This is a genomic window from Prolixibacter denitrificans (assembly GCF_003014495.1).
GTDB classification, from domain to species: domain Bacteria; phylum Bacteroidota; class Bacteroidia; order Bacteroidales; family Prolixibacteraceae; genus Prolixibacter; species Prolixibacter denitrificans.
Genome location: NZ_PYGC01000006.1, coordinates 202784 through 228024, shown reverse-complemented (window position 1 = coordinate 228024; position 25241 = coordinate 202784). Strand labels below are relative to the sequence as shown.

At 43.4% G+C, this 25241-nt stretch carries 20 protein-coding genes; 9 read left to right on the top strand and 11 right to left on the bottom strand.

Translation table 11 applies throughout. The annotated features are described in order from the left end of the window. Window positions 1–5 precede the first annotated feature (5 nt). Window positions 6–518 carry a thiol peroxidase gene (tpx, locus tag CLV93_RS13150; RefSeq protein ID WP_106542658.1) on the bottom strand — a complete coding sequence of 171 codons (513 nt, stop codon included), beginning with the start codon at window positions 516–518 and terminating at the stop codon, window positions 6–8. A gap of 289 nt (window positions 519–807) precedes the next feature. On the opposite strand from tpx, the gene elbB reads away from it, so the two are divergent. After that, entirely contained in the window at window positions 808–1470 is a 663-nt protein-coding gene (gene elbB / locus CLV93_RS13145; RefSeq protein WP_106542657.1) for an isoprenoid biosynthesis glyoxalase ElbB, read from the top strand. 82 nt (window positions 1471–1552) lie between these two features. Here the strand turns inward: elbB and CLV93_RS13140 are convergent, their stop codons facing one another. Beyond that, entirely contained in the window at window positions 1553–2041 is a 489-nt protein-coding gene (locus tag CLV93_RS13140) for a hypothetical protein (RefSeq protein WP_106542656.1), read from the bottom strand. A 166-nt stretch (window positions 2042–2207) separates the two neighbouring features. On the opposite strand from CLV93_RS13140, the gene CLV93_RS13135 reads away from it, so the two are divergent. Next, window positions 2208–2813: a hypothetical protein gene (locus CLV93_RS13135; protein WP_106542655.1), complete on the top strand. Its 606-nt coding sequence runs from the start codon at window positions 2208–2210 to the stop codon at window positions 2811–2813. Window positions 2814–2824: 11 nt separating this feature from the next. On the opposite strand, the gene CLV93_RS13130 is transcribed toward CLV93_RS13135, so the two are convergent. Together CLV93_RS13130 and CLV93_RS13125 are read right to left on the bottom strand one after the other, a co-directional pair. Then, entirely contained in the window at window positions 2825–5221 is a 2397-nt protein-coding gene (locus CLV93_RS13130) for an alpha-L-rhamnosidase-related protein (protein ID WP_106542654.1), read from the bottom strand. 44 nt (window positions 5222–5265) lie between these two features. Further along, complete coding sequence (locus CLV93_RS13125; protein WP_170108941.1) at window positions 5266–5766, bottom strand: leucine-rich repeat domain-containing protein; 501 nt, start codon at window positions 5764–5766, stop codon at window positions 5266–5268. 422 nt (window positions 5767–6188) lie between these two features. On the opposite strand from CLV93_RS13125, the gene CLV93_RS13120 reads away from it, so the two are divergent. Together CLV93_RS13120 and CLV93_RS13115 are read left to right on the top strand one after the other, a co-directional pair. After that, complete coding sequence (locus CLV93_RS13120; protein ID WP_170108940.1) at window positions 6189–6497, top strand: LysO family transporter; 309 nt, start codon at window positions 6189–6191, stop codon at window positions 6495–6497. Between the two features lie 3 nt (window positions 6498–6500). Beyond that, window positions 6501–7109, top strand: a complete 609-nt coding sequence (locus CLV93_RS13115) for a LysO family transporter (protein WP_106542651.1) — start codon at window positions 6501–6503, stop codon at window positions 7107–7109. Between the two features lie 11 nt (window positions 7110–7120). Here CLV93_RS13115 and CLV93_RS13110 read toward each other — a convergent pair whose 3' ends face one another. From CLV93_RS13110 to CLV93_RS13090, 5 genes are all read right to left on the bottom strand, one after another. Next, the gene (locus CLV93_RS13110; RefSeq protein WP_106542650.1) at window positions 7121–9199 is read right to left on the bottom strand and encodes a tetratricopeptide repeat-containing sensor histidine kinase; all 2079 of its coding nucleotides are present in this window, start codon (window positions 9197–9199) and stop codon (window positions 7121–7123) included. A 191-nt stretch (window positions 9200–9390) separates the two neighbouring features. Next, window positions 9391–10266, bottom strand: coding sequence for an alpha/beta hydrolase (locus CLV93_RS13105; protein ID WP_106542649.1), 876 nt, complete (start codon window positions 10264–10266; stop codon window positions 9391–9393). Between the two features lie 48 nt (window positions 10267–10314). Further along, entirely contained in the window at window positions 10315–12990 is a 2676-nt protein-coding gene (locus CLV93_RS13100; RefSeq protein ID WP_211297839.1) for an alpha-L-rhamnosidase-related protein, read from the bottom strand. Window positions 12991–13278: 288 nt separating this feature from the next. Then, window positions 13279–13773 carry a PaaI family thioesterase gene (locus CLV93_RS13095; RefSeq protein ID WP_146142022.1) on the bottom strand — a complete coding sequence of 165 codons (495 nt, stop codon included), beginning with the start codon at window positions 13771–13773 and terminating at the stop codon, window positions 13279–13281. A gap of 46 nt (window positions 13774–13819) precedes the next feature. After that, on the bottom strand, window positions 13820–17167 hold the full coding sequence (locus CLV93_RS13090; protein ID WP_106542646.1) for a UvrD-helicase domain-containing protein: 3348 nt from the start codon (window positions 17165–17167) through the stop codon (window positions 13820–13822). 404 nt (window positions 17168–17571) lie between these two features. Between CLV93_RS13090 and CLV93_RS13085 the strand changes: the two genes are divergently transcribed. Both CLV93_RS13085 and CLV93_RS13080 read left to right on the top strand, forming a co-directional pair. Continuing rightward, on the top strand, window positions 17572–19587 hold the full coding sequence (locus CLV93_RS13085) for a hypothetical protein (protein WP_146142021.1): 2016 nt from the start codon (window positions 17572–17574) through the stop codon (window positions 19585–19587). Next, on the top strand, window positions 19587–20759 hold the full coding sequence (locus tag CLV93_RS13080; RefSeq protein ID WP_106542644.1) for a T9SS type A sorting domain-containing protein: 1173 nt from the start codon (window positions 19587–19589) through the stop codon (window positions 20757–20759). The genes CLV93_RS13085 and CLV93_RS13080 overlap by 1 nt, the downstream gene beginning before the upstream one ends. Window positions 20760–20940: 181 nt before the next feature. Here the strand turns inward: CLV93_RS13080 and CLV93_RS13075 are convergent, their stop codons facing one another. Next, the gene (locus CLV93_RS13075; protein ID WP_146142020.1) at window positions 20941–22305 is read right to left on the bottom strand and encodes an SPOR domain-containing protein; all 1365 of its coding nucleotides are present in this window, start codon (window positions 22303–22305) and stop codon (window positions 20941–20943) included. Window positions 22306–22484: 179 nt separating this feature from the next. Further along, window positions 22485–22922, bottom strand: a complete 438-nt coding sequence (locus CLV93_RS13070) for an alanyl-tRNA editing protein (RefSeq protein ID WP_106542642.1) — start codon at window positions 22920–22922, stop codon at window positions 22485–22487. Window positions 22923–23071: 149 nt separating this feature from the next. Between CLV93_RS13070 and CLV93_RS13065 the strand changes: the two genes are divergently transcribed. From CLV93_RS13065 to CLV93_RS13055, 3 genes are read left to right on the top strand one after another with little or no spacing between them, the layout of a single operon-like run. Further along, the gene (locus CLV93_RS13065; protein ID WP_211297838.1) at window positions 23072–23644 is read left to right on the top strand and encodes an RNA polymerase sigma factor; all 573 of its coding nucleotides are present in this window, start codon (window positions 23072–23074) and stop codon (window positions 23642–23644) included. A 2-nt stretch (window positions 23645–23646) separates the two neighbouring features. Continuing rightward, a complete protein-coding gene (locus CLV93_RS13060) occupies window positions 23647–24219 on the top strand; it encodes a hypothetical protein (protein ID WP_106542641.1) in 573 nt (190 codons plus the stop codon). Then, a complete protein-coding gene (locus CLV93_RS13055; protein ID WP_106542640.1) occupies window positions 24200–25234 on the top strand; it encodes a hypothetical protein in 1035 nt (344 codons plus the stop codon). Before CLV93_RS13060 ends, CLV93_RS13055 begins: the two co-directional genes overlap by 20 nt. The last annotated feature ends 7 nt before the right edge of the window (window positions 25235–25241 follow it).

Genomic DNA, 25241 nt, shown 5'->3' with positions numbered 1-25241 from the left:
GAGAATTAAAGCAGCTCTTTTACCACTTTCAATGCCGAATCGTAATCAGGTTCATTCGTAATTTCAGAAACGAATTCCACGTATTTTATGGTTCCGTCTTTGTCAATGATAACTGTTCCACGAGCCAACAGGCGTAGCTCTTTAATCAGATATCCGTATTTGAGACCAAAGTCTGTATCGCGGTGATCCGACAGGGTTACGATATTGTCCAATCCTTCTGCTCCGCAAAAGCGCTTCTGAGCAAACGGTAAATCGCAGGATACCGACAGAACAACGGCATCGCCCAACTTGTCAGCTTCGGCATTAAAACGACGGTTTTGTGCAGCACAAACACCGGTATCGATGGAAGGATAAACGGCGATTACCACCACTTTCCCTGCATAATCACTTAATTTAACCGGACTTAAATCGGCTCCTACAACGGTAAATTCAGGAGCTTTCTGTCCAACTTTTATTTCATCTCCAACAAGTGTCACCGGATTTCCGGCAAACGTAACTTTTTCAGCGTTTTCTTTCATGTGTATTGATTATTTTGATTTTCACACGATCCCGATTAAACCGGGAACATTCTTTAATTCATTATTTTTTATGATACTTCAAAGTACCACTAGATAAACCGAAATTAATTCAAAATGTTCGACGTGAAAAATGCATCCGGGTTAAATTTGTTTGTTTATACCCGCAAATCCACATAATTATACAAATAAGAAGAAAAGATGAAACGAGAAATCGCCGTTTATCAGCCTTATTCCTTTCATACTTAGCCCTGATAGACTAACTTTACTGAGAAACCAGAATCTATATTCAATGAAGACAAAAAAGTTTGCGGTAGTTCTAGCCGGTTCCGGTGTTTTTGACGGTGCCGAAATCCATGAATCCACGTTAACGATGCTTTCGATTGCCAAAGCCGGCGGAACCTATCAATGTTTTGCTCCGGACAAGGAACAAGCCCAGGTTGTTAATCACCTTACCGGTGAAGAAATGCCCGAAAAACGCAATGTGTTGGTGGAAGCTGCACGAATTGCCCGTGGCGACATCAAACCACTAACGGAGTTCTCTCCAGACGATTTTGACGCGATTGTTTTTCCCGGAGGATTTGGAGTAGCCAAAAACCTTTGCACTTTTGCATTCGATGGTCCGGAGTGTAGTGTGGATCCGGAAGTTGAAAAAGTCATCAAAGCTTCTGTCGACGAAGGCCTCGCGATCGGAGCAATCTGTATCTCTCCGGTTTTGATGGCACGTGTCCTACCCGAGGTTGACGTTACGATTGGCGAAGACCAGGAAACGGCTGAAGCTATCAGTAAAATGGGAGGTGCCCACCACATCACCGATCACGGGGAAATCATTATCGACGAAAAGTACAAACTGGTCACAACTCCCTGCTACATGCTCGATGCGACGATTACACAAATAGCCGAAGGAACCGATAATATTGTGAAGGAGTTGATTTATATGATTGAAAACTCCTGAATAAGAATTGTATGAAATAAAAAAAGAGAGATGCAATTTGAAACGGCATCTCTCTTTTGTAATGCTATTATTTTCTACAACGTCAGAACTGGTAACGGACTCCAAGTCCCAGGTTAAAATCAAAATTATCGCCATGATTTACCAATCCCAGCTCTGGTCTCATATCCAAGCCAAGTTGCAAGCCAAAAGGCCATGCATATTCAATTCCGACATTTCCGGCTGCAGCCAGATAAAATCCACTGCTACCGCTTCCGGTATAACTGTTTTTGTAATCCCACGAGCCAACTTTAACACCCGGACCAACATACCAGTTGAAACCATCGCCCAAAGGCCATACCCACTGATAAATTCCGGTGAGTCCCCAGGCTGTGTAATCGCTGTGCGAAATCAAACCCAAATCAAATTCCAGTCGATTCAAATTAGATAAACCGTGCTGGTAGGACACTTCAGTGCCAAAACCATTTCCGCCTCCAAAACGCAAACCAATTGCATGGTCCTTTACAACCTGCGCATTAGCCGACATGGTTAGTCCTGCAATGAATAATGCAGATAAAAGAAATAACTTTTTCATGTGTTTACAGTTTAATTTCAATTGATTTGTGAAGACACTATCTTACTCTTTTCTCTATCGATCTATAACGGTTTAGGCCTTGTTTTGTTTGCTTAGCAGGTAATTTCAACGATTTCGTTATTTTTAATCCGGATTACCTTTTGATCAATTGGCTTAATTGTAGCTTATGAATCGCTCGAAACTAACCATTTATCTGACAACCATTATCTTAATCATATTTTCGGCAAGGTTGAGTGCTCAAACAACTCCAGAGGGAAGAAATAGGTTCAGGATAGGTGCCGGTGTATTGTTCGAGGGGAGTATCGACCGCCGCGGCCCTTACCTGATGGCCGATTACACGCGGGAGATCAGTACAGTGATCGGAATATCACCCGGTATCTGGTTTTCTTACCGACATTCGGCTTGGAAAAATGTAACGACATACTGGCGTTCAACCTTTGATAGCAAAGACCTTCGGGTGGTGCCACGCGTCAATCTGGTTGTTACTCCCCTACCGGGAAAATTCTCCCGCTTGCATTTGCAGACAGGTATTCTGGCCGAAATACTCTTCTCCAAATTCCATTCGACTAACGAAAATGATTTGATGCAACGAACCAGTGACTATCTCGAAGAATCTACCAAATTGCGCCCCGGCTTCAGTGGCGGATTTCACCTCGACCTCGTTCAGATAAAGCAACGTTGGCTCGGCATCGATGCAGAAATAATCTACGAATACTCCGGCTACAATCCCCGAATTGATGCCGTGAACCTTGCTGTCTACTACTCTTTCTGATCTGCTAATTCTTACAGATTGATCTCCTGACTTCCTGAATGCAACCGAACTTCTTTTCCGTTCCAACGGAAAACACCGGTGAGGTTTGCCGGCAAAACAATCTGCCCGGTAATTCCGACTTTCCCCTTCCGATGCAAATCAAATTCAATCATTCCGTCCGGATGAGGGAATTTACCCTTGACAAACTGCAATGGGCCCAACGCCGGCTCTATTTTCACTGTTTGAAAGCCGGGTGAAGCCGGCTCGATACCAGCGACCGTTGCAAGCAAATCATAGTCAGGACTGGCACTCCAGGCGTGACAGTCGGAGCGCGTCGGATCGGGCTTCTCTGCAAAGGTGGTTAGTCCTTTTGCTAACATGTCACGCCAAAGACCAAGGGTATTCAGGTATTTATCAGCCAAACCGGCTTTCTTCATCGCCTGCGTCAGATAAAACCGGAAATACATGGTCGGTTGAATCAGCGAAGTGTCGTTCGTCATTTTTCGAATAAAACCATTCGCATCGCCTTTTTCAATCGCCCCCGTCAACACAGCAAAGATGTTGGTATGCATACTGAACTCCTTCTTCTCCGGCGTGTCCGCAAAATATCCCCGCGATTCGTCCCAGCAGTTTTGGCGAACTGCTTTCACAAGGTTATCTGCTAATTTCTGATATTTCTGAGAAAGGCAAGTGTCATTGAATTGCTTGAAGATTTCGGCGGCGTGCTGTGCGCTGTAGGCAAACTGCAATGTCAACATGGCACTTTGACCATGAAAACCACCGGCTGGCATTCCTCCCATCTGCGACTCTCTACTCCAGCCCCATTCTTCGGCCCAGTCGACAAAGTTCCAATATTCAACTTTTCCCAATAAACCGGTTTTCGGATCGATGCGTTGCTCAAACCAATGCATAACGTTCTCAATTCCCCAAAGATTGCTCTTTACAAAAGTTGAATCATCACGAAGCATTCGGTAATCATTCACCATATCCACCCAAAACAATGAGTATGGCGGAATAATTTGCGGTAAATAAGAAGGGTAGCGGCTTCTTGTCAGACCTTCGGAAAAACGGGAATCGTTAAACAATTGAATCGCTTTGCGCATTAGCCGATCATCACCCGACACGTACAACGAAATCAGAGCCTGTATTCTCGTGTCGCCCACATACTGCAATTGTTCGTAATACGGACAATCGAAATAGGTTTCGTTGGCGCATAAACGCGCTGTTCGCCAACCAACGTTCCAGATTTGCTTCAGTGTCGAATCGCTGGAGGCAAATGCTGCTTTTTCGACCAACGGGTAGGCAGTAAACATCCCGTAATAATCATCGATGGTCAGCGGTTCATCGCCTGTTTGAATATCCATCCGGATATAGCGGTAGGTCCTAAACCACAACGACCGGAACATGCGATTCGTTCCGCCATCGGGAAGAAAAACATCGGTATATCCCAGCAGCTTTTTTCCTTTAATATCATCGCGGTTACCCTTTTGTCCATTTTCGTCGACGAGTGCTTCCGCATAGCTGACTTTGATAGTCGCTCCTTTTCCCTTTGTTACAAATAACTGAGGATAAGCCGTCGTCAAAACACCGTTGTCAATCAAAATCGAAACTTTGTGATTAGCCGGAATGGTTAAAGGTGCCTTTCCCTGAAGCCAATTATCAGGAACACTAATCCCCTCACTTCTCCTCACCGATTTCATGCGCTCCTGTTTCTTTTCCATGAATGGAATTTCCCGTGGAGTCAAAGTCCAGGAAGTTTCCGTTCCGATTCCTTTGGGTTGACCGTTGTTCATTTGGCTGACCTGCTTCCACGCGGAATCGTCATAATCGATGTTCTCCCAACCCCATGGATATTTGGAGCCGTCAACCACATCGGGCGGACCAACGACAATATACGCGTGGAGCAACCTTCCCGGATCTTCTCCCGGACTATATGCCTTATCCTTCATCACTTTCCACGACGAATTAGTATTCACCATCTCTTCTTTCGAAGAATTTCCCTGTACAATGAATCCTGTCATCAACGAAAACTGCGCTACCGGTCTTCTTAGTGCAAAGTTCCAGACTTCGGCAGCCAAAACGTTTTTTCCTTTTCTGAGATAAGGAGCTATATCGACCGACTCAAAACGCCAGTGCTCGATGTCTCCTCTCGCTGGCCCTTCGCAAACAGGGGTTCCGTTAACAAAAAAGCGATACCGGTTATCGCCGGAAATATTTACAATAAACTTACCGGGAACATCTGCTAAATCGAAACTCTTCCGGAAGTGATAGACGCCATATTCCACTGGCGAAGCTGTCGGATGACTTATCCAACGTGCACTCCATGGCCGATTTAATAAGGAAGGATTAATCTCATTCGAAGGCACTTCCTGTCCAAAGACAGTCAGACATAAACTGCTCCAAACCAGGAACGTCAGAATCCATTTCATAGGTTATGATATTTTGGTGTTTAATAGTTTACGGTATCAAACAGCTACTTCTTTTTGTCCCCACTCACTATTTTGGTGTATTTGAAATAGTAAAGCTGTTTCATTCCCCTCAGCCAGGCTGGCGGTTGATGAATGCCTGTATTGCTGACATCGATTAGTTTCAGTTTTTTACAATTGGAAAGTGTATAGGGTAATTCCGTCAAGTTCGGATTATCATTCAGATAGAGTTCTTCCAGGTTTTCACATAATTCAAGCACTTTATTCACCGATCGCAAATCATTATCCCGCAACGACAACGTCCGGAGATTCTTCATTGCAGTAATGTTATTGGGAATTTCCGTTAGATTATTGTGATCGAGAATCAGTACCCGAATGCTCGGTGAAAGTGCCTGAACAGGAAAACTGTGCAATCCCTCCCAACTCAAATCCAGAATATATTGATTGGTACCATATTGCGCGTCACCATAAAAAACACCGGGACGTTTCTCCTGTCCAAAAGCAACCAAGGTTGCCAGACTTAATATCACCGTAAAAAATAATTTCATCCTCTTCATCATTGATAGATTTTAGCTGAATCATTTAAGATTACTGAGAACTAATCCAATGGCAAAAGGTACAAAAAAGGATTGAAAAAGGCCGTAAATAAAGGGATTTTACTAATTGGGAATAATGACAGAAGCAAATAAAAAAACCATGGTTTCCATTCTGGTTGAAGGCGGAATACCATGGTTAGATCGTACACATCATTTTAATGACTTCTTGTACTTTCAATCATCAAAAAATAAATCAACAACGCTTAATTAATCGTGGATAACAGGATAAACAAAGGCTATTTTAAAAGGTTCACCTTCCGGTAGAAAACAAAACAATATTTTTGTCGCCCGGCTTATTTCATTTGCCTAAACGTTTATCTGTGACGATCCCCCCGAAGATGCTCTTTTCCCGGAAGGCTTTAATTGTGTTATCTTTGCTTCGATTCGAAATTGAAAAAGAGCAAATGATTACTGTTTTACTCTTGATGGTAGCCGGCATTTTAGCCGGGCTGTGGCTGGGAAAATTTCCATCGATAATGAAAGTCAACGACAGGCTGATATCATGGGCGATATACTTGTTATTGTTCTTACTGGGAGTTGGGGTAGGAACCAATAAAGCGGTCATACAAAGCCTGGATTCTATTGGCCTGCAAGCCCTTCTTCTAACCATTGGTGCCCTGATTGGAAGTATCGGCATGGGATGGGTAATCTACCGTGCATTTTTTCACCTGAATAACCATTAAACTATGAAAGGCAGCCTCATTATTCTCTCTTTCTTCGCACTAGGGCTTATTCTGGGTGTCACCAATTCGCTCCCCGAGTTTCTGCTAAAAACCGATTTCAGCATGTATGCATTATACATACTGATGTTCCTGGTGGGAATTGGCATCGGGGCCGACCGAAAATCATGGAAGGTTATCCAGACCATCAATGTGAAAATATTTCTGGTGCCGCTGGGAGTCATGGTAGGAACAGCCATCGGGGTTACGATTGTTTCCCTATTTCTTCCCAACTTAACTATCAGAGAAGCCATGGCCGTAGGTGCCGGCTACGGATATTACAGCCTTTCCAGTATTTTCATTACACAAATGCATGGCGAAACGCTTGGCGTGATGGCCTTGCTTTCGAATATCATCCGCGAAGTAGCTACGTTATTATTGACGCCTCTTTTTGTCAAGTATTTTGGAAAACTGGCCGGCATTATGAGTGGTGGCGCTACTGCGATGGATACAACCTTGCCGATTATTACCCGCTATTCAGGAAAAGATTATGCAATCATATCGCTTTTCAGCGGAATTGTTTTGACGATATTGGTGCCGGTAATCATCACATTTATTCTGCACACGAGCCTGTAAGCTTCGGAGAATTATACGTCGGAGAACTGTTTGTCGGCCAACTGACGTGAACCGGCCAATGGCAAGGTAAAGTAGAATACCGAGCCTTTTCCCTGCTGACTGTCGACAGCAATGTTTCCGCTATTGGCTTCCACAAATTCACGGCAAAGATTCAGGCCCAGACCAGAGCCTTTCTCCTTGTTCGTTCCATAGGTTGTGAAATAGGTTTCTTTATCGAATAACTTGGGAATATTCTCTTTCGGAATACCAACGCCGGTATCTCTTACAGCCACCTTAATATTCTGGTCATTCTGTTCTATTTCCAGAATAATGCGGCCTCCTGACGGCGTAAATTTGATGGCGTTGCTAAGCAGGTTTCGCAGTACCAGATTTATCATATCCGCGTCGCAATACGAGAGCACTGCGCCTTCCATCTTAATTTCCATGTCGATGCCTTTTACTTTTGCATCCGCTTTAATCAGGTCGAGTGAGTCCTCAACCAATTCGCTCAGATCAACCACTCCTTGATTGGGTGTAATTCGTCCTTGCTGCGAACGAGACCAATAGAGGAGATTCTCCAGCAAATTGTGCGTGTCGCAGGTTTTGTCGCGCAACACCTTCATCACATCGAAGAGTTCTTTCCGGTCGGTGAATTCGTCCTCCAGAACCATATCGAAAATCGAGCGCATATTAGCGATCGGTCCCCGAAGGTCGTGACCAATAACAGAGAAAAGCTTGTCTTTAGTTTGGTTCAGTTCCTCTAGTGTATTTTTTTGCATCGCCAGCTTTTCATTTTGCCGGGCAATCTCTGTATTCTGTTGCGTAATTTTCTCGTTATCCAAACGCTTCTGAACGTACGCGTAAATAATCAATCCGGCAACGAGAAGGATAGAAATAGTTAGTCCCAGCAACGTATTTCCCAACAGTTTTTGCCTTTCCAATTTGGCTTGCTGAAGTTCAATCAGCTGCTCTTTCTTCTGAGTCTCGTATTTGGTCTGCAACTCGGCAATTTGCTGCGACTTCGCAAGACTGATAACCGAGTCACTGTACGACTTATACTTTTCATGATAATAAAGCGCTTCTTTATAGTTCTCCAAACCGGCATATGCCTTCGACAGATTCTTGTATATCCGGGCTACTTCATTACTCACGCCCATGTCACCAACAATCTTGAGAGCAGCCGAATAATAATTAATTGCTTTTTCGTAGGAACCTACTTTTTCAAGAATAACTCCAATATTATTGATACACTGAGAAATCCGGCTGTGATCGTTCATCTCTTTGAATAAGGACATTGCCTGAAGAGTATGTTCAAATGCTTTCGGCATTTCGCCCTGCTTTTGAAGAATAACTCCAATATTTAACAAGCAGTTGGCAACACCTCGTTGATTATCCAATTCATCATACACGCTGAGGGCGCGGGTATAATACTGTTTTGCATTTACCAGTTTGTGTCGTTTCGACGAGATAACTCCCATGTTAACCAAACTGGTTGCCAGCTTGTCTTTGAATCCATTTTTTTCAGCTAAATCCAGGGCGCGCTTATTATAGTCTTCAGCTTCGTTTATCAATCCAATGGTGATGTAAGCACTGGCAATGTTGGTTAAAGTCGTTATCAGCGGATGGATAATGTGATGTGTATCGTAGTAATTCAGTGCTGCCTGGTAATTCTGCAGTGCTTTTACATATTGTCCTTTTCGGTGAAAAATAAGTCCGATGTTATTGTGTGCATGTGCCGCACCACGCTCATCACCAATTTTTTCGTAAATCGCTAAAGCCGCTTCATATGAGGACATTGCCTGACTTAATTCGCCGTCCTGCTGATACAGAATACCGTAGTACTGCCTGGCATCGGCAATTCCTTTTTCGTAACCTACACGCGTGGCATAACTCAAAATTCCGGGAAGCTGCAACCTAACTGTCTGCGGATCGGAATAAAGATTTTCATCACACGAATTCAATAACATGTCAATCTTATCCCGGTCGGTCAGTGCTGATTTATCCGTCAGCTCGGGCAAATCTTTTTTTGCATCGCCGTCGGCATAAAGCTTCTCTCCTCCCAATATCAGGAAGAGGAACATCAACATTCCTGTTAATAGGTTCACCTTCATTGCGCTAACATTTAATCCTGCTCTCTATCAAATGGTTACCTGTTGAGCGGTAAGAATTTATGGAAGATGGGCAGTCCGATCTTCTCAAATTTAATAATAATTAACAGAAATTAAACGCCTAAGGGCAAAGCAAAAAAAGCCGCTGAAGTTGTTACGACTAATCAGCGGCTGTATCATGTTAACATTTTTCTCTATCGATGGAAAGACTCACTAATGAATTTCAGTCCGGCAGGTAATCCGGTACGCCAGTATGTCCAACTGTGCGAGCCGTCGCGAACGCGGTATTCGTGCGGAATTTTCAAATCGCGCAATAATACGTGCAGCGCTGAATTTCCTTTATACAGGAAATCGTCGTCGCCGCAATCGATGTAATACCTTACCGAGCGAAGTTTTTCAGCCGGAATATCTTTAGCCAGATGCAGCGGACTATGCTCAATCCAGTTTTTACTGATACGCGCCTGGCCTTCCAGGTTTTTTCCAAAGATATCGCCAAAGAACATGGTGTAATTCTTATCGGGCATATTTACAATCTCCTTATCGGTGAAGGTTCCGGAAGAGAACGCGACACACGAAGAAAACAGATCATTATACTTCATGGAATACATCAGAGCTCCATAGCCGCCCATCGATAGTCCTGCAACCGCTCTGAATTCCTTTTTGGAGCGAATTCGGTACTGCGATTCGATAAACGGGATAAACTCTTTGATGAACATATCCTCATACGGGTCTTTTCCCTGATAGTCGTTGCAATACCACGTCACTTTGGCATCCGGCATAACGATGATCATCGGCGAACACGAACCGCTGTCAATGGCTTCGTCAGCTATCCGATTTACCTCGCCAAACTGAATCCAGCCGGTTTCGTCATCGGAGTATCCATGTAAAAGATAAAGAACCGGATAATCCCGTTGTGAATCATCATAGCCCGGCGGCAGGTAAATGGAATATTTCACATCACGGTTCAGGAGGTCACTTTTCATCGAGAGACTCTCCACCACAGTGCCTTGCTGAGCAAATGCCACAACCTGAAATGCCAGCAACACCAGTAATAGCAACAACTTCTTCATTGATTATGATTTAATTTTAGTTTATGATTCCTGAAATTCTTGTCTCCTCTACAGAGGACGCACCCGCATATAATCGAGCATGGCCTTGTTAACTTCTCCATTCATATTTTCATTGAAATCTTCCAGCGAAAGCGTCAACGTATTTTTGCCGGCTTTCAATTCTACCTGAATCGGATTGCTCCAGCCCCAGTTCGACCATTCGTCTTTTCCTCGTTGCGCGAAAACCGCTACACCTGCAAAATAATTATCGACGTTTACCGAACGAATAGCACATTTATTATCGGTATTATCTGGTCCGGAACCGTTTGAATAGCTGAAATCAATGGTATATTTTCCGGTGTGGTTTACGGTAAAGTGAAAAACCAGTTTCCGGTTTTTACTTTTCGTTAGCTCTACAAAACCATTTCCGCTGTAACCATGATAGTCAAGCGATGATTTTGATGCGACTGCTTCGGCCTCAACTTTAACTACCCTTCGCGGCGAAATTACGTCGACCGGATGGCTCAAAAATGAGTTGTCCGCCTTTCCGCGCGTTTCTACCTGGTATTCTGCCAACCGCGTTGTTAATGGAATTCGCACGGAAGTATCACTAACCATCTGGAAGAATTTACCATTCCGATAAACGGTGTAGCTATCTGCTCCTTTTACCGGTCGCCAGGTGAGATACTCTCCGTTCAGTTTCACCTGCGTTGGTGCAGCCGGTGAAAACCGATTGGTAACGAGATTGATGCGTCCCTCATGTTGAATCTTATTGTTCATCTCGATGACAACCTGATGTTTTCCGCTCAGGTTTCCCGGCAGGAAATGCTCTTTGCTATCTTTTCCATCGATGGAAAAATGGCTGATTTCGTCGCCAAAACCTTTGACTTTAATGGAAAGATCCATGTTCCTGTAGCGGAAATTCGACACGTCGAAACTTCCCCGGTAGGCTTTGGGAACAACGGGAGTAAACTTTATTCCATCTACCTGAAAATTCATTCCCAGAAAAATGCGGTAAACCATTGCCAGATTTCCGGCAATACTCCACAACTGTCGGTTAGAATTGACCTGTGTATCTCTGAAATCGCCATTTCCGGCCACCATGTTTTCCTTGTTGGTCAGAAAGAGGGCCGCCGGTCGGTAAAGTGCAGCAAGCCCCTGTTCGACCCCGGCCATATTCCCGAAACGAGCATTCGCCCAGTTCCAATAAGCCTGCACAAACGGCCAAATACTGTTATTGTGGTACGGAGGAATTCCGGGTATTTGCGGGTAAATGGTTGGGATTCCATATTCGACGACAGGCGTCTTTTCTAAAACAGACCGCACCCGGGCCGTATCAGCTACACCAAACAGAACGGATAAGGCTTCCCCGAGCGCTTCACTTCTGGTCGAAAGTGAGAAATTATTCCGACCATAAAGATACTGGCCGTAATATCCTCTTTCCGGAATCCACAGTTGGCTATTCATATCTGCTTTGATGGAATCAGCTAACTGCTCATAACGATTCGTTGTATCACCCATCATCGTTGCCATGCGGGAAAGAAGCGTCAGCGTATGATAGTGCACTGCATTGGTTCCGAGACATCGTGATTGAGAAATGTCCACACCATTCATCCAAATAGGATAAGTCTGTTTGCGCCAATCGAGAAACGACGATTCCCCCATCATCAGGTGATTCCGGTTATTCAGCAGAGTTTTAATGTCGTCGTCAACGCTGTTTTTTATAATCGGATAAATCGCTTTCAGCCATTCCTGATCGCCGGTAACCTTGTAAATTTCCCAGGCAGCTGTTGCCCAAATGCTCCGATCGGAAGACACAGGCCACGCACCTCCTGTCCCAGTGTCCTGAATAATCCGGCCGTTTTTGACTTTTCGCATCAAACTGGTTTTAGCTACTTCCGGCTCCAGATAGGCATACGCCAAAATAATACTGTAGCTCACATCACGCGTCCAGACGCCCGGCCACGATTCACCGGTCCGGAAAGTTCCGTCAGACTCGATATCTTTTACCGTCTCGTCGAGCGATAAGTTATACATGGCATCAACTAAGGGAATATCGGAATGCAATTGAGGATATCTGGAAATATCATTCTTAAGACTCCATTTCTTTGCTGTAAAATTTTCTGGTTCGTAAGGATTCATTACTACCGTGATGGTGTAGATACCGTCGCCATCCGGGTCGGTTAGTTGAAATTGCTTCCGTGTTGCCAGATTATCAAAATCCCAGCTTAACGGAGACAAATTTCCGGCAATAAAAATCCCTTTAAAATCATCCTTGTAAATGCGACTACCATTCGAAAATTCATGAAATCCTTTCTCGTTGAAATCCTTCATCAGGTTTCGCGCATCGAGCCTGATTTCCATTTTGGTGTTGGCAGACAAATTACCTGTTGGATTCGATTGCGTCTCATCCTTGCCTTTCTGGCCAAATTCAATCATGGGCAGCTTAACCACGCCTTTTTTGTCGGGAGTCAACAAAAAAGTATGGTTCACCCCTACCGGCAACTCGTTATCTTTTCCGTTTACCGCAAACTTGAATTCAATGAAATTAGGGAAATTCTCATTGGCCGGGCTCTGGTAATCGGATGTCATTTTCGTAGGCGAAATAACTTTAGCCTTGTACTTGCCCTGTACGACGCGATTACCGTAAACTTTATAATTCTCTGCTTTATAAAGCAGCCTGTTTCCCCGATGACAGCCCGCCAGCAAAATCATCGTGATAAAAAGCAAAAACCCCTTTTTCACAACGCTATTTTTTCTTCGTTATAATTACACCATTTTTTCGGTAATAACCTAATCACAAAGGTAATGAACACCAACAATCAAAAAGAAGAGCGGGACAAGAATATTTTCGGGAATTCAACCATTAAAACAGACAGCAAAAAATAAGGGAACTGCTGCCTGCAATTCCCTTCCTCTTTTAACCAAGCCTGACCAAAATGTATGAAAAAATTTTTTTCCTCTCTTTACTTACAAAGATGGTCGATAAAGGTGTTAAGCCGATAAAAGTTTTCCTAAAATTCCTTAAAACAGCTACTTCTCCTTATCCTCAAAGAAGGCTTCCTTGCCGGGATAGTTCATCGATTCCTTTGCCTTTTCAACCGGAAAAAGGAAATACCTGATGGTACCTTCACTGCCAACCTTTCCCTCGTGATTGATAATTTGTGCATGAATGGTAGCCAACCTCCGGTTCTGGTCTACCAATTTCGCCTTCAACGTGATTTCCCCCTGATCAATCAGCACCGGTTGCTGATACTTTACTTCCATCGATGCGGTGACACCGGCTGTTCCACATTGCGTGTAAACCACCCAGCTGGCAATTTCGTCCAGCATGGTTGCCTGAATTCCACCATGCAGAACATTGAGGTAGCCCTCATACTTCTTTTCAGGAATCCATTTCGACATCACTTCACCTTCTTCCACTTCGTGAAAATGCATTTTCAAACCAATCGGATTGCCGGGTGAACAGCCGAAACAATGGTATTCGCCGGAAGTATCCTTCGCGTATGGGTTAACAATTTTTTTCATATCTGTATGATGAGTTTTATTTGAACGTTCAATTTTTGTAGGAAATTCAATCAACCTCCACCAGCTTATTTTCCTGAATATACCATACGTATCCCTTCGTTTGGGTGTATCCCATTTTCCGGATATCCGTCAGATAGCCTGCTACTTGTTTCCGGTTTTTTTCATTTTCACTTCCGGTCTTGTAATCAACTACTACCAACTGGTTCTCTTTCATCATTACCCTATCGGGACGATGGGTCCGTTCTTTTCCCCGAAGGATATCGCGCTCGGCCAGAACCTTCCAACTACCATCGAACCACGAATGAACAACATTATCTTCCAGCTTTTCAGTAATCTCACCTTTTAGTTGCTCCAATTCGGCTTGTTCGATCTTTCCTTCGAACAACATCCGATTCAACGCTTTGTCTATATCTTTTGCCGTGATGATATTTTCAAAAATCTCGTGCATCAACTGCCCATAGTTCACTTTCTCTAACTTATTACTCGGCTTTATTTCAAAGTAATCCTGGCTATGTAACCGAATTTTTAAACTATCACCTTTCCCGCCCAACTGAAAATTAGTTAGGGCAAACGAATCAGTAGTTGACTTCTCTTGTGCAGTTGGTTGGAGTGCTCCCAACTCGAAAGACTTGCTTTCCATATTCCAAAAATCAGCAATATCGATGTAGTGTTGCCGGTCTTCCGAATCGAGCAACGGGGGATTTTCGAAAATACGCTGCAGTAGTCCTGACATCGAATTCCCCACTCCTTTCGTGAGTTTTGGATTATACGCTCCATAAACAACCAAAGCATTTCTGGCACGGGTAAACGCTACATATAGCAAATTGAGATTGTCGACCGCACTATACAACATCTCGGTAAAGTACTCCTCTGCAAACAACGAATTGGTCAGATTCTTTTTATACTTCACCGGGACGAGTGCCAGTTCATTCAAGGGCTCGCTTTTAGGCTTACACCACAAATGCGGAGCGTGTTTGGGGTCAGGATAAACCGGCCAGTCGCAGAACGGAATAAAGACAACAGGGAACTCCAGTCCCTTCGATTTATGAATCGTCAAAACCCGAATGGCATTCTGCTCTTCCGCTACACTAATCGTTTTACTATACCCAGTACTCTCCCACCAATCGATAAATGAGTTGATATCGGCCGATTCAGTTCGCGTATAATCCAGCAAAATATCCAGGAACGCCTGTAAATACGGCCATTCTCCTGAAATAGCATTCAATCGGAACTCACGAATCAACCGTTCGGCCAAGTTGTACAGCGGCAATCCCCTCAGTTCATTCTTCAAGGCTACGCTTTCTTCATCTCCCAGCCAGGGCTTAAACAGTGCCGGCATGTTATTCATGTAATCGAAATACCAATCAGCCATATCATCCTGATTCGAATTGGACGCTCCGAATAAATCCAGCTGTGGTTTTCCTTCGTTTTTCAACAATGCCTGCTCTTGTTGAGACATCGAGGGAAGCAGATAATAGAAAAACTCGTGTATCATCTCCGCTTCCCGGATCTTATTTTTCGGCCCGGCCAGAATATGAAAATAATTCAAGACAAACTTCACGGTAGCGGCATTGCCCACAAACAGGGAGTCATTTGAAATCACATCATAACTGTAAGATGTATCAGGATTGGCCAGCTTTTTCTCCAGCAAAGCCCGGGCTATTTCTGCACCTTCCCTTTTATTCCGGACGAGGATAGCCATATCGCCGGGTTCATAGCCAAGTTCCTGCATCTTCTCAATGTCCGAAATGGTTCTGCCGATAGCCATTTGCCGAAAATCTTCCTTGCTTCCTTCATTCTCCATTAAGTCGATGCGCACATATCCCTCATCACCTTCACTTCTGGCACACTTCTGAAAATGATCGGCATAGGCTTTAGCTATCAAATTTTCAAAATCTCTTTTACTCTCAAGAATATTACCAGCAGATTCCAGTTGAGTGTTAACATCCTCCTGCAGAAATTCGGCGGCCTGCCTGAAGACAATGTTATTAAAGTCGATAACATTTTTGGTGCTTCGCCAGTTGGTATCGAGTGTTACCTTATCGAGTCCATAGTGTCTAAAATCGTGCTCCAACTGATTGGCCAGAAGATTCCAGTCACCATTTCGCCAACGGTAAATTGACTGCTTCACATCGCCCACCACCATATTCTGTCCGCCTTCCGCCAGGGAGTTCTCCACCAGCGGATTCAAGTTATTCCATTGCATCCGCGACGTATCCTGAAACTCGTCAAGCATAAAATGCTGGTAAACCGAGCCCATCTTCTCGTACACAAAGGGTGTATCGCTACCGGCAATTACTTTATTCAGTAGCTGGGCTGTATCACTCAAAATAAGGATATTCTTTTCCAGCGATATCTCCTTGACTTTGGAGGCCAAATCAGTTAAAACGCCTAATGTATATAAGTTGGGAAGAACGGCGTTTGCCGATTCCACTTTCGGAAATTCATCCTTGTAGTATTGCAATGCTTCTTTTAGCAAACTGTTTAATCCTTCATCATAAGCAGCATCAATGGCATTCTTCACAGAAGGTCCAGTTGTTTTGGTCGACCAATCATCGAGATTGTCAACAGCTTTTATGACCCGCGCACCAGGTTCGTATTTCCCTTCCGTTAATTTTGGAAAATATGAAGCAAATGAAGTTTTGCCATATTTGAAGGACTCCGGCTTCAAGCCATGACGGGTCATCAAAGCAATTCCCTTCCGGCCCATGTCTGCCATCCGCTCATCAAACTCCTCCGCAATCTTCTTCAGCTTCTTTCCATAATCGGCCAAAAATTCCTTGTCCTCCATTCGGATAATCAGTTCTTCATCGAATGTTCGGAACGCTTCTCCGAAGATTTCGCTTCCCCGCTCGAGAATGTGCTGCTTAAAATTCCAGTTCTGACCGACTTGCAGCGTCTGCTCGGCAAAATCGAGGAACCACTCCCGAAGCAGTTCGTTGTCATCAATACCCAAGAACAAACGTTCTACCGCTTCTTCCAGAATGGCCCGATGATCCAATTCGGTCCGAAACGAAGCATGCAACCTGATTTCCCGGGTGAAAGCACGCACTACACGCTGAAAGAAGCTATCGATAGTGCTCACTGAAAAACGCGAGTAGTCGTGCAGAACCGATTTTAAGATTTGATTGGCATTTCTCCGAATAGTTTCTTCCGTCTTCCCGGAAACGGTCGCCAAAGTGTCCAGATGTTGAGAAGCTTGTCCGCTAGCCAACAGATACAGTTCACTAAGTATCCTCCCCTTCATTTCAGCTGTAGCCTTATTGGTAAAAGTTACCGCCAGAATATGCCGGTAAGCAGTCGGTTCCTGAAAAATAAGCTTCAGATATTCGCGTGTAATCTGAAAGGTCTTTCCTGAACCTGCCGACGCTTTATATATTTTTAAATTAGACATTATCCGAACAAATTTTGAGCTCTTTTCCAATAGTCAATTCTTCATTATATCCATCATTTCTGAAGAAAAACGACTACAAATAGTTCACTTCCCGTAAAAGTAGAAAACATCTCCGGAAATTTTTTTTTACGCGCGCTGTATTTATCCTAATAGTTGTGCAATTTCACCTGTACTCCGCTAAATAACTGACGATCCGACAACTGTAACAACAACATTGCTACCCAAGGCTAATTCGATGCATCTTACTTTTCTCTATTTTCTATCATAATTACATAATTTTTGACATTATGGTACGTTATTAAAGGCAAAGGGTAATTCTGAATTACCAAAAAAATGTTATGTTAGCAAGCTCAAAATTCGAGAAATTGTGCAGTTTGACTAACCCAATTCACAAATACGGAAGCATGAAAATCCTAAATTCTGAGAAAGTAACTTACTTGTTGTTGTTCGGGTTACTTCTATTTTTCACCCCCGGTATCACTGTGGCTCAAAATGTTTCAGTAAGCGATGAACCTCATAATCCGGACTCAACAGCAGTTCTGGATATTTATTCCAATACCAAAGGTCTGCTTATCCCCCGTGTAGACTTGGTTGCTCCCAACGATCCGGTTGTTGGAACGAAACCGACAGGATTGTTGGTCTGGAACAAAACCGCTTCGGCACTTTATCCCAATGTTGGATTATATTATTGGGATGCCACTGCCGCTGACTGGAAAAGTATCTCATCGACAGAATATGTTCCGCAAGCCTCTGCCCATTACATCGGAAGTGCGACATCGTATGACAGCGCTGACTCTATTTTGGATAAGAGCTTATACGATATAGATGTTCTTTTTCAGGCCATAGCCCAACAACCCGGTACCAATGCCAATTATATGGTAAATATTATTGCGACCCGACAGGGAGCCGGATTAAACGAAACCGATGGCGCTTATCTTAATCATCCAACTGCTACGTATATTTCAACAGCAACTTCACTGAATGAAGCAGATTCACTGTTGGATAATCAATTGACTACGGTTACCAATTCTACCGCAACAAACAGCGCTGCCCTTGTCAACTTAAACACACGGGTTACAAACAATACAAATGCGATTGCCACAAATACATCCAATATTTCAACAAATACTTCTGACATTTCAAACCTGCAAACGCAGGTCAACAATCTTGCTTCTAATACATCCACTCAAACTGAAATAGACGCGGTTGAAGCCGGAGCCGGTTTAAATGCCGACGGAACTTATTCGGCTAACAGTGGCGCAACTTATATTGGAACTGCCACAAGTTTGAACAACGCTGATAATCTGTTGGACCAGGCTATCAATTCAGTAATGGCTGATGTCCAAACCAACAATCAGAATGTATCACAACTCTCTCAAGATGTAGCTAATGTACAGCAACAGGCGACAAACATTCAAGCCGAGTTGGATAATACTCAAGCCGGCGCTGGATTAGGAACTGACGGCAGCTATACAGCCAATGCCGGAACTAACGTTATCACCAGTGCTACTGACCTGAATAACGCTGACGTTTTGCTCGATCAGGCTGTAACGGCGGTTACTACAACGGCCCAAACCAATCAGTCTAATATTTCCAGTTTGGACACTCGTGTGCAGACATTGGAAAACAATTCGGTTACCAGTGCTGATTTTGGTGCGGCTGGTACCGTAGAAGCGAATAAAGCAATCGTTGCCGGAAGTGATAAGTCAGTTAGTGGCTTTAACAAAATATCGACAGATGGTAAAGTAACTGTTGGAGCAACGACTCAGCCGGAAGCATCAGCCATTATGGAAGTAAATTCCACTACTCAGGGTTTTCTTCCTCCACGGATGACGCTGGCGCAAATTGATGCCATAGCCTCACCCGCTGAAGGTTTGATGGTATATTGTACTTCGCTACACCAACCTCTTTACTACAATGGTTCTCACTGGATGACCTATACCGGCAGACCAGCCGAAATCAAAGTTGGAAATAAACTGGAAGGTGGTATTATCTTCTATATCAACAACTCGACCAATGAGGTTTATGTTGTCGCAGAACAAGTATTTAATGGCCTTGAATGGGGACCGATCGACCAGATGATTGGTGCAACCAGCATTGACGGATCATCCAATACATCACTGATCAATACAGCGCTGGCAAGTAATACGACCTATGCTGCACCATTCTGTGCAAGTTATACGTACGAACTAAAAACAGACTGGTACCTACCCTCTCAAGAGGAAATGGCTTTATTATATGCGGCACAAGCCCAATTGCCTTCAGGATTTATCCAGTCAGCTTATTACTGGACTTCAACAGAAGTTGATGCATCGAAAGCCGTAGCATTCGATGGTTCAACCGGAACAGCTATCACTGCAGGTCAATTGAAATCAAGCAAATACCAGTTTTACGCCATCCGGAAATTTGTTATTCAATAATGAGTAGACTCATCTACATACCACTTCTTCTTGCCTTTGCACTTCTGTTTACATCACAAGCAAATGCACAGCAAGCTGTTTTTCATAACAGTGGTGCACAGATCGTGATTACCAAAGGCGCTGACGTGAATATTCAGGGTTCCATGCTTAGTGAGCCGTCCAATAATATCGCTCCCAAAATTCAGTTAAACGGAAATCTCAGCATTTCGGGTGACATCATTAATCATTCCGACAATCTATTCCGTATATCCGAAGGATACCTGATTTTAACGGGGACAGGAACACAAGTTATCAGCAGCAATTCATCCAATCCGTTTCTGGTATACAATCTGGAGCTTAATGGAACAGGAACAACGCTTCTGCAAACCAATGTTCGCATTATCAACGATTTGAATTTCCAACAAGGATATCTCGATGTCGGTGACCAGGATTTAGTCCTTTATTCCAATGCGGTTACTTCCGGAACACCGGGAAATCAGTCAATGGTCATTACATCCGGAACCGGTCGGTTGATTAAAAGTATGGCGCAGCAAGAGGATATTACTTTCCCGGTAGGAAGTACATCAAAAGGCGCGCATTATTCTCCGGTAGATGTTGCCTGGGAATCGGGTACTTTTTACAGCAGTAGTATCGTTATGCTTTCGGTTAAACCGGAAAAACTGGACGCTAATACGAGTCCACAAAACTATTTGGAAAAATACTGGGATGTGCAGGTAAGCGGAGTAGATAATCCAAAAGCCGACCTGACTTTTCACTATGCACCAGAAGAAGTTTTTGGTGATTCAACTCAAATTTACGCCATGCGTTTCTTTGAGAATAACGGACAAATGTGGCCGCGCTTCGATGGAGAACTCAATCCAGTGACTCATAGTTTCACCTTCACGACCAGTGATTTTGGGAAATTCACCGCTGGCGATTTGGGTACATCTGACTTCTCCGATGTGATTGTCTTCCCGAACCCAAATAATGGCGCATTCTCCATTAAAGTTATTGCTCCTGCCGAGGGAATGATGGATATGCAATTCACCAATATGGCTGGTCAGTTATTGTACTCCGGCCAAATCGACCAGGGTATTCATGAATATGACTTTACGAATTCGCCTAAAGGTGTGTATTTTGTGAAGATTTTCTTCTCCGACAAGATTGTCACACGTAAAATCGTCATACGATAATAAGAGACTTGTTTTATCGAATAAAAAGGCAAATATTCAAGAAAGAAAAGGGTGACTTCCAATGGAAATCACCCTTTTTCTATGATATATTTTCTGATTTATCTTATCGATTCAGCCTGAGACCAAGCCCTTCTTTTCCTCCCAAGACTATCTTTTGTCTCTATAACTGAATGACTACATCTTAATTATCATCATATACTCCGTAGAACTCACCAGAAATGGAACGCAGACGAACACCATTCTTATACCCAACCACAAAGGCATCTTTTATCTTCGTATCCCTCCGGATGCGTTTCTTGAAAGCCTCAGCCTCCGGGTAAGTATCAAAGGTTCCCAAAGTAAATTTCAGGTAACCGTCCTGCTCTTCACTCTTAATTGGTTCTGTCAGATGAAGTATTCTCGCCAATTCCCCAGCGGTATAATGATACTGAGCAAAAGCTCCAACCTGAACAGCAAAACGATAAACAGCATCTTTATACAAATGACCACTTATTTTTACGTTATCGTCACCGGTACGGTAGAAACCAAAATGTCCGTCAATCTCTTGAGCCCCGCTATAATCTTTCAGCGGAAGAATCTTATAGCTCAACATCATGGTTGAACCTTTGGGCAATTGCGGATAATCGACATGAATATCCGTCTTTGTGTAACTCTTTGTCGAATCATCCCAGGCGTATATACCTTTCGGCAGTGGAATATTCAACATTCCCGGCGTAGTCAAATCACCTTTCTGAATTTTGATATCCAAATGATATTCGTGTCCGGGTAAGAGCTTTTTCTCCGAATTCACAGCGAGTGGAACTTCTTTCAAACCAAATTTCTTATCCAAATCAAGCATATCCTCGGCTGTCTTCTCCCCTCTTCTTTTTCCGAATTTGTAAACGAGACCAACTTCACCGACCAGATAATTCGGATTTCTCAACCACTTGTAGTCTTTATCGTTTCCACCTTCATAATACTGAGAATCCAGTCCGCGCCAGGATGCTCCCAAACGGAATCCCAGGTGATGCGTTAGGTTATAATCGAACAGTAAGCCTACCTGATACGAAATTTTGTATTTGTCCTTGGGCTTAACAATGTTTGGAGAAGGCTCGAATAAATTGACGCCACCTCCTACTTTACCATAAAACGCATAGCGCTTTTGCGAAACATCTTTAGCCTGCAGGTTGGTAAAATTGATTAACCCGTTCAGATTGATATCGTGATAATATGAATAATCATTGCCAATTGCACGGGCAAAGCCAAACTCATATTCCGTTTCGATAGAAAATACATCGTTTATTTTCCGTTGAATCCCCGCTCCCACAAACGGAGTGATTTCATTAAAATAGGCATTGAAGTAAGGATCCAATTCATTATTTATCGCTTTAAAATAATTGGTGGCTCCTCCGTTAATGTAAAAAGACCAGGGTTGACTGATATGATACTTTTCTGGTTTTGCCTGCGTACTGTCCTGCTCCTGAGCAGCCGCACCGACAGAAATAGAAATCAATAAAAGCATCATCGTGGCACGAAGTAATCCCGGCAGAGTAAAGTGTCTTCTCATTTTTATCAAGGTTAGTTGCAATAACAACGTAAAATGGTTTCTTCTCAATATTTATTAAGGGTCTGAACCAAATTTAAAAAATTTGAACCCCATTTCTTAATTTAATGAAAAATATTATCAACAAATAGAAGCGACTTATCACGTTTCAGGATAGTACAAATTGAAAACGAACACATTCGTTAGCTGAGTTTAAACCGAACCCGAAGCACACCATCGTCAAAAGATGTGGAGATTAGATGAAACGTACCAATTTCGTTTGTCTCATTAACGTGGTCACCAATACAGGGACAGGCATCGTATTCGCCAACATGCACAATGCGCAAATGTTCCTCATCAATGGCTTCATCCGGCAATCTATCCAGGTTATAGCGCTCCGCCGCCTCATCGTATGTGACCATTTCGTATGCTACTGCCAAGTTCCAGGCAATAACCTCATTCACCCGAAGTTCAAGATCTTTTTCTTCATCCGTGGTGAGCGGACGATTAAACCGGTAATCACATTTCGATTTCCGGCGCTCTATGTGACTGGCAAAGGCCCGGTTACAACCAAACATGCGCATCATCGTCTGATTCAGAATATGCTCGGCCGTATGCATCCGGTGATCGTAATCTTTCATTAGTTAGTCTATTTAAAACAAAAATAGCCATTTCTACCGTTATATTCGCGGTATTTCTTGCATACCCTGTTTCAAAATATGAATTTTATGTTTCCACCATGCAACACAATGGAAATCGTCTCGTCATTCAAACAGAAGGATAAAGTAAATTGAAAAGAAAAGCGATAAATATTCATCAGCACCTGATTGACCGCTGCCTGCTTAACGATGCCAAAGCTCAGTTCGAAATTTACAAACTGTACTACAAAGCAATGTACAATACCAGTTTGCGAATCGTCGGCAATGTGGAAGATGCGGAAGATGTCATGCAGGAAGCTTTTCTTAAAGTGTTCAGAAAAATAAATTCTTATGAGGGCGAAGTAAGCTTCGGAGCCTGGCTGAAACGAATTGTCATTAATCATTCCATCGACTACCTGAAGAAAAGGAAAATGGTCTTTAATGAACTTTCGGCCAACGAAAACAGGTTACCAGACAATGGTAGCGAGCCCGAAATGGAGGAAAATATTTCGGTTGACGAAATAAAGAAGGCGATGGATGAACTCTCGCACGGATACCGGGTGGTGCTCTCACTCATTTTGTTTGAGGGATACGACCACGAGGAAGTGAGCGAGATTTTGGGAATTAAAAACGCTACCAGCCGTTCGCAATTTCTGAGGGCGCGCAATAAACTAAAAGAGATTTTGATAAACAGAAGAAGTAAAAATAACGTGGCAATCATCTGATTATGGATAATCTGGATAAAATAATAAAGGATAGAAGGGACGATTTTCTGGAAGAACCTGCAGAAGGCCATTTCGAACGCTTCCAGAACCGACTAGCGCAAGCCGAAAGAAAAACCAAACGGAAGAAGTTGTTTGTTTCGCGGTTCAGCCGGGTGGCAGCAGTTGCCATCATCCTGTTGCTATCAGCCAATCTGGTAATGTATTGGTTCCATCCGGCACAGGACCGGAGCCAGGCCATAAGCCAAACAGAAGAAGTTCCCGGAGAATTCAATGAAGCCCAGTTGTACTATACAGCCCGAATTAACGACGGCATTAGTCAATTGCAAAAAATGGCCAAACAAGGGGTTGAGTCACCGAAGGAAGTAAAAGAAATTCAAAAGGAACTGACCGAAATGGACAACCTTTACCGGAATTTGCAAAAAGAGCTGAAAGCCAATCCGGGAGACGAACGGATTTTAAATGCCATGATTGAGCACTATCAGACCAAACTGGCAATTATTAATACGATACTCAACGATTTAAAAAATGCATCAATACAAAAAAAATCATCATCTCATGAAAACGTTCAAATATAACTTACTGTTTCTGGTTGCTATTCTCTTTGCCAGCCAGGCATTTGCTGAGAAAACAACCAAGAAAGTGTACCAGAGTTTTGATATCAACTCGGTAAAAGCGCTGAATATCAACAATAAATTTGGCAATATCTATATCGACGATGTTCGCAGCGATTCAGTTGTAGTCGATGTAGACATTTGGGTCGAAGGTCTGCCCGAAGACAAAGCCAAAGCATTGCTGAATAAAATCGATGTCTCCATTCATCAGGATGGTGGTACGGTGTACGCTGAAACCGATATTACGTCGGATTTTAAAACCCGGCAAACATTCAGCATCGATTACCATATTTCCATTCCGGCCGACCGTGACCTGAAGGTTGAGCAACGTTACGGAAATGTTGCTATGAATAACCTGACCGGTAAAGGTGAATTCGAAATCAAGTACGGTAATCTCACCGCTAAAAAACTGAATTCGCCATCGCTCAGCTTCGATTTGGCTTACAGCAAAGCCCAGGTTGACGAAACCGACGACCTGAATACAGATCTGCGCTATTCCAAATTATTCCTGACCAAAGGAAAGAAACTGACAGTCGACAGTCGCTACTCAGTCGTGAAAGTGGACAATTGTGATTATCTGAAAGCTGATTCACGTTACGACGACTTTGAGTTGGGTGAACTCAATACCTTGGTTGCTGAGTCGATGTACACCAACATAAAAGCCGACAAGCTGAATTCTACTTTACAATTGGACAACGGCTACGGAGCCATTAAAATTGGCGAAATACCCGCCGGATTTGACAGCATCCATGTAACCAACAAATACGCCAGCATCAAGCTGGGAATTGCTCCCGATGCCTCGTATTATCTTCACGGAGAGGTTCAGTATTGCAATCTGAAACACCCGGACAGCAACCGGTTGAACCGGATGAAAGAGAATACCAGTTACGAAGTGGATGGAATCATAGGAAATGAAAGTGCTCCCAAAGCTAAGGTTGATATTTCCAGCCGTTACGGAAGTATTTCCTTAATGCAATAACTTCGAA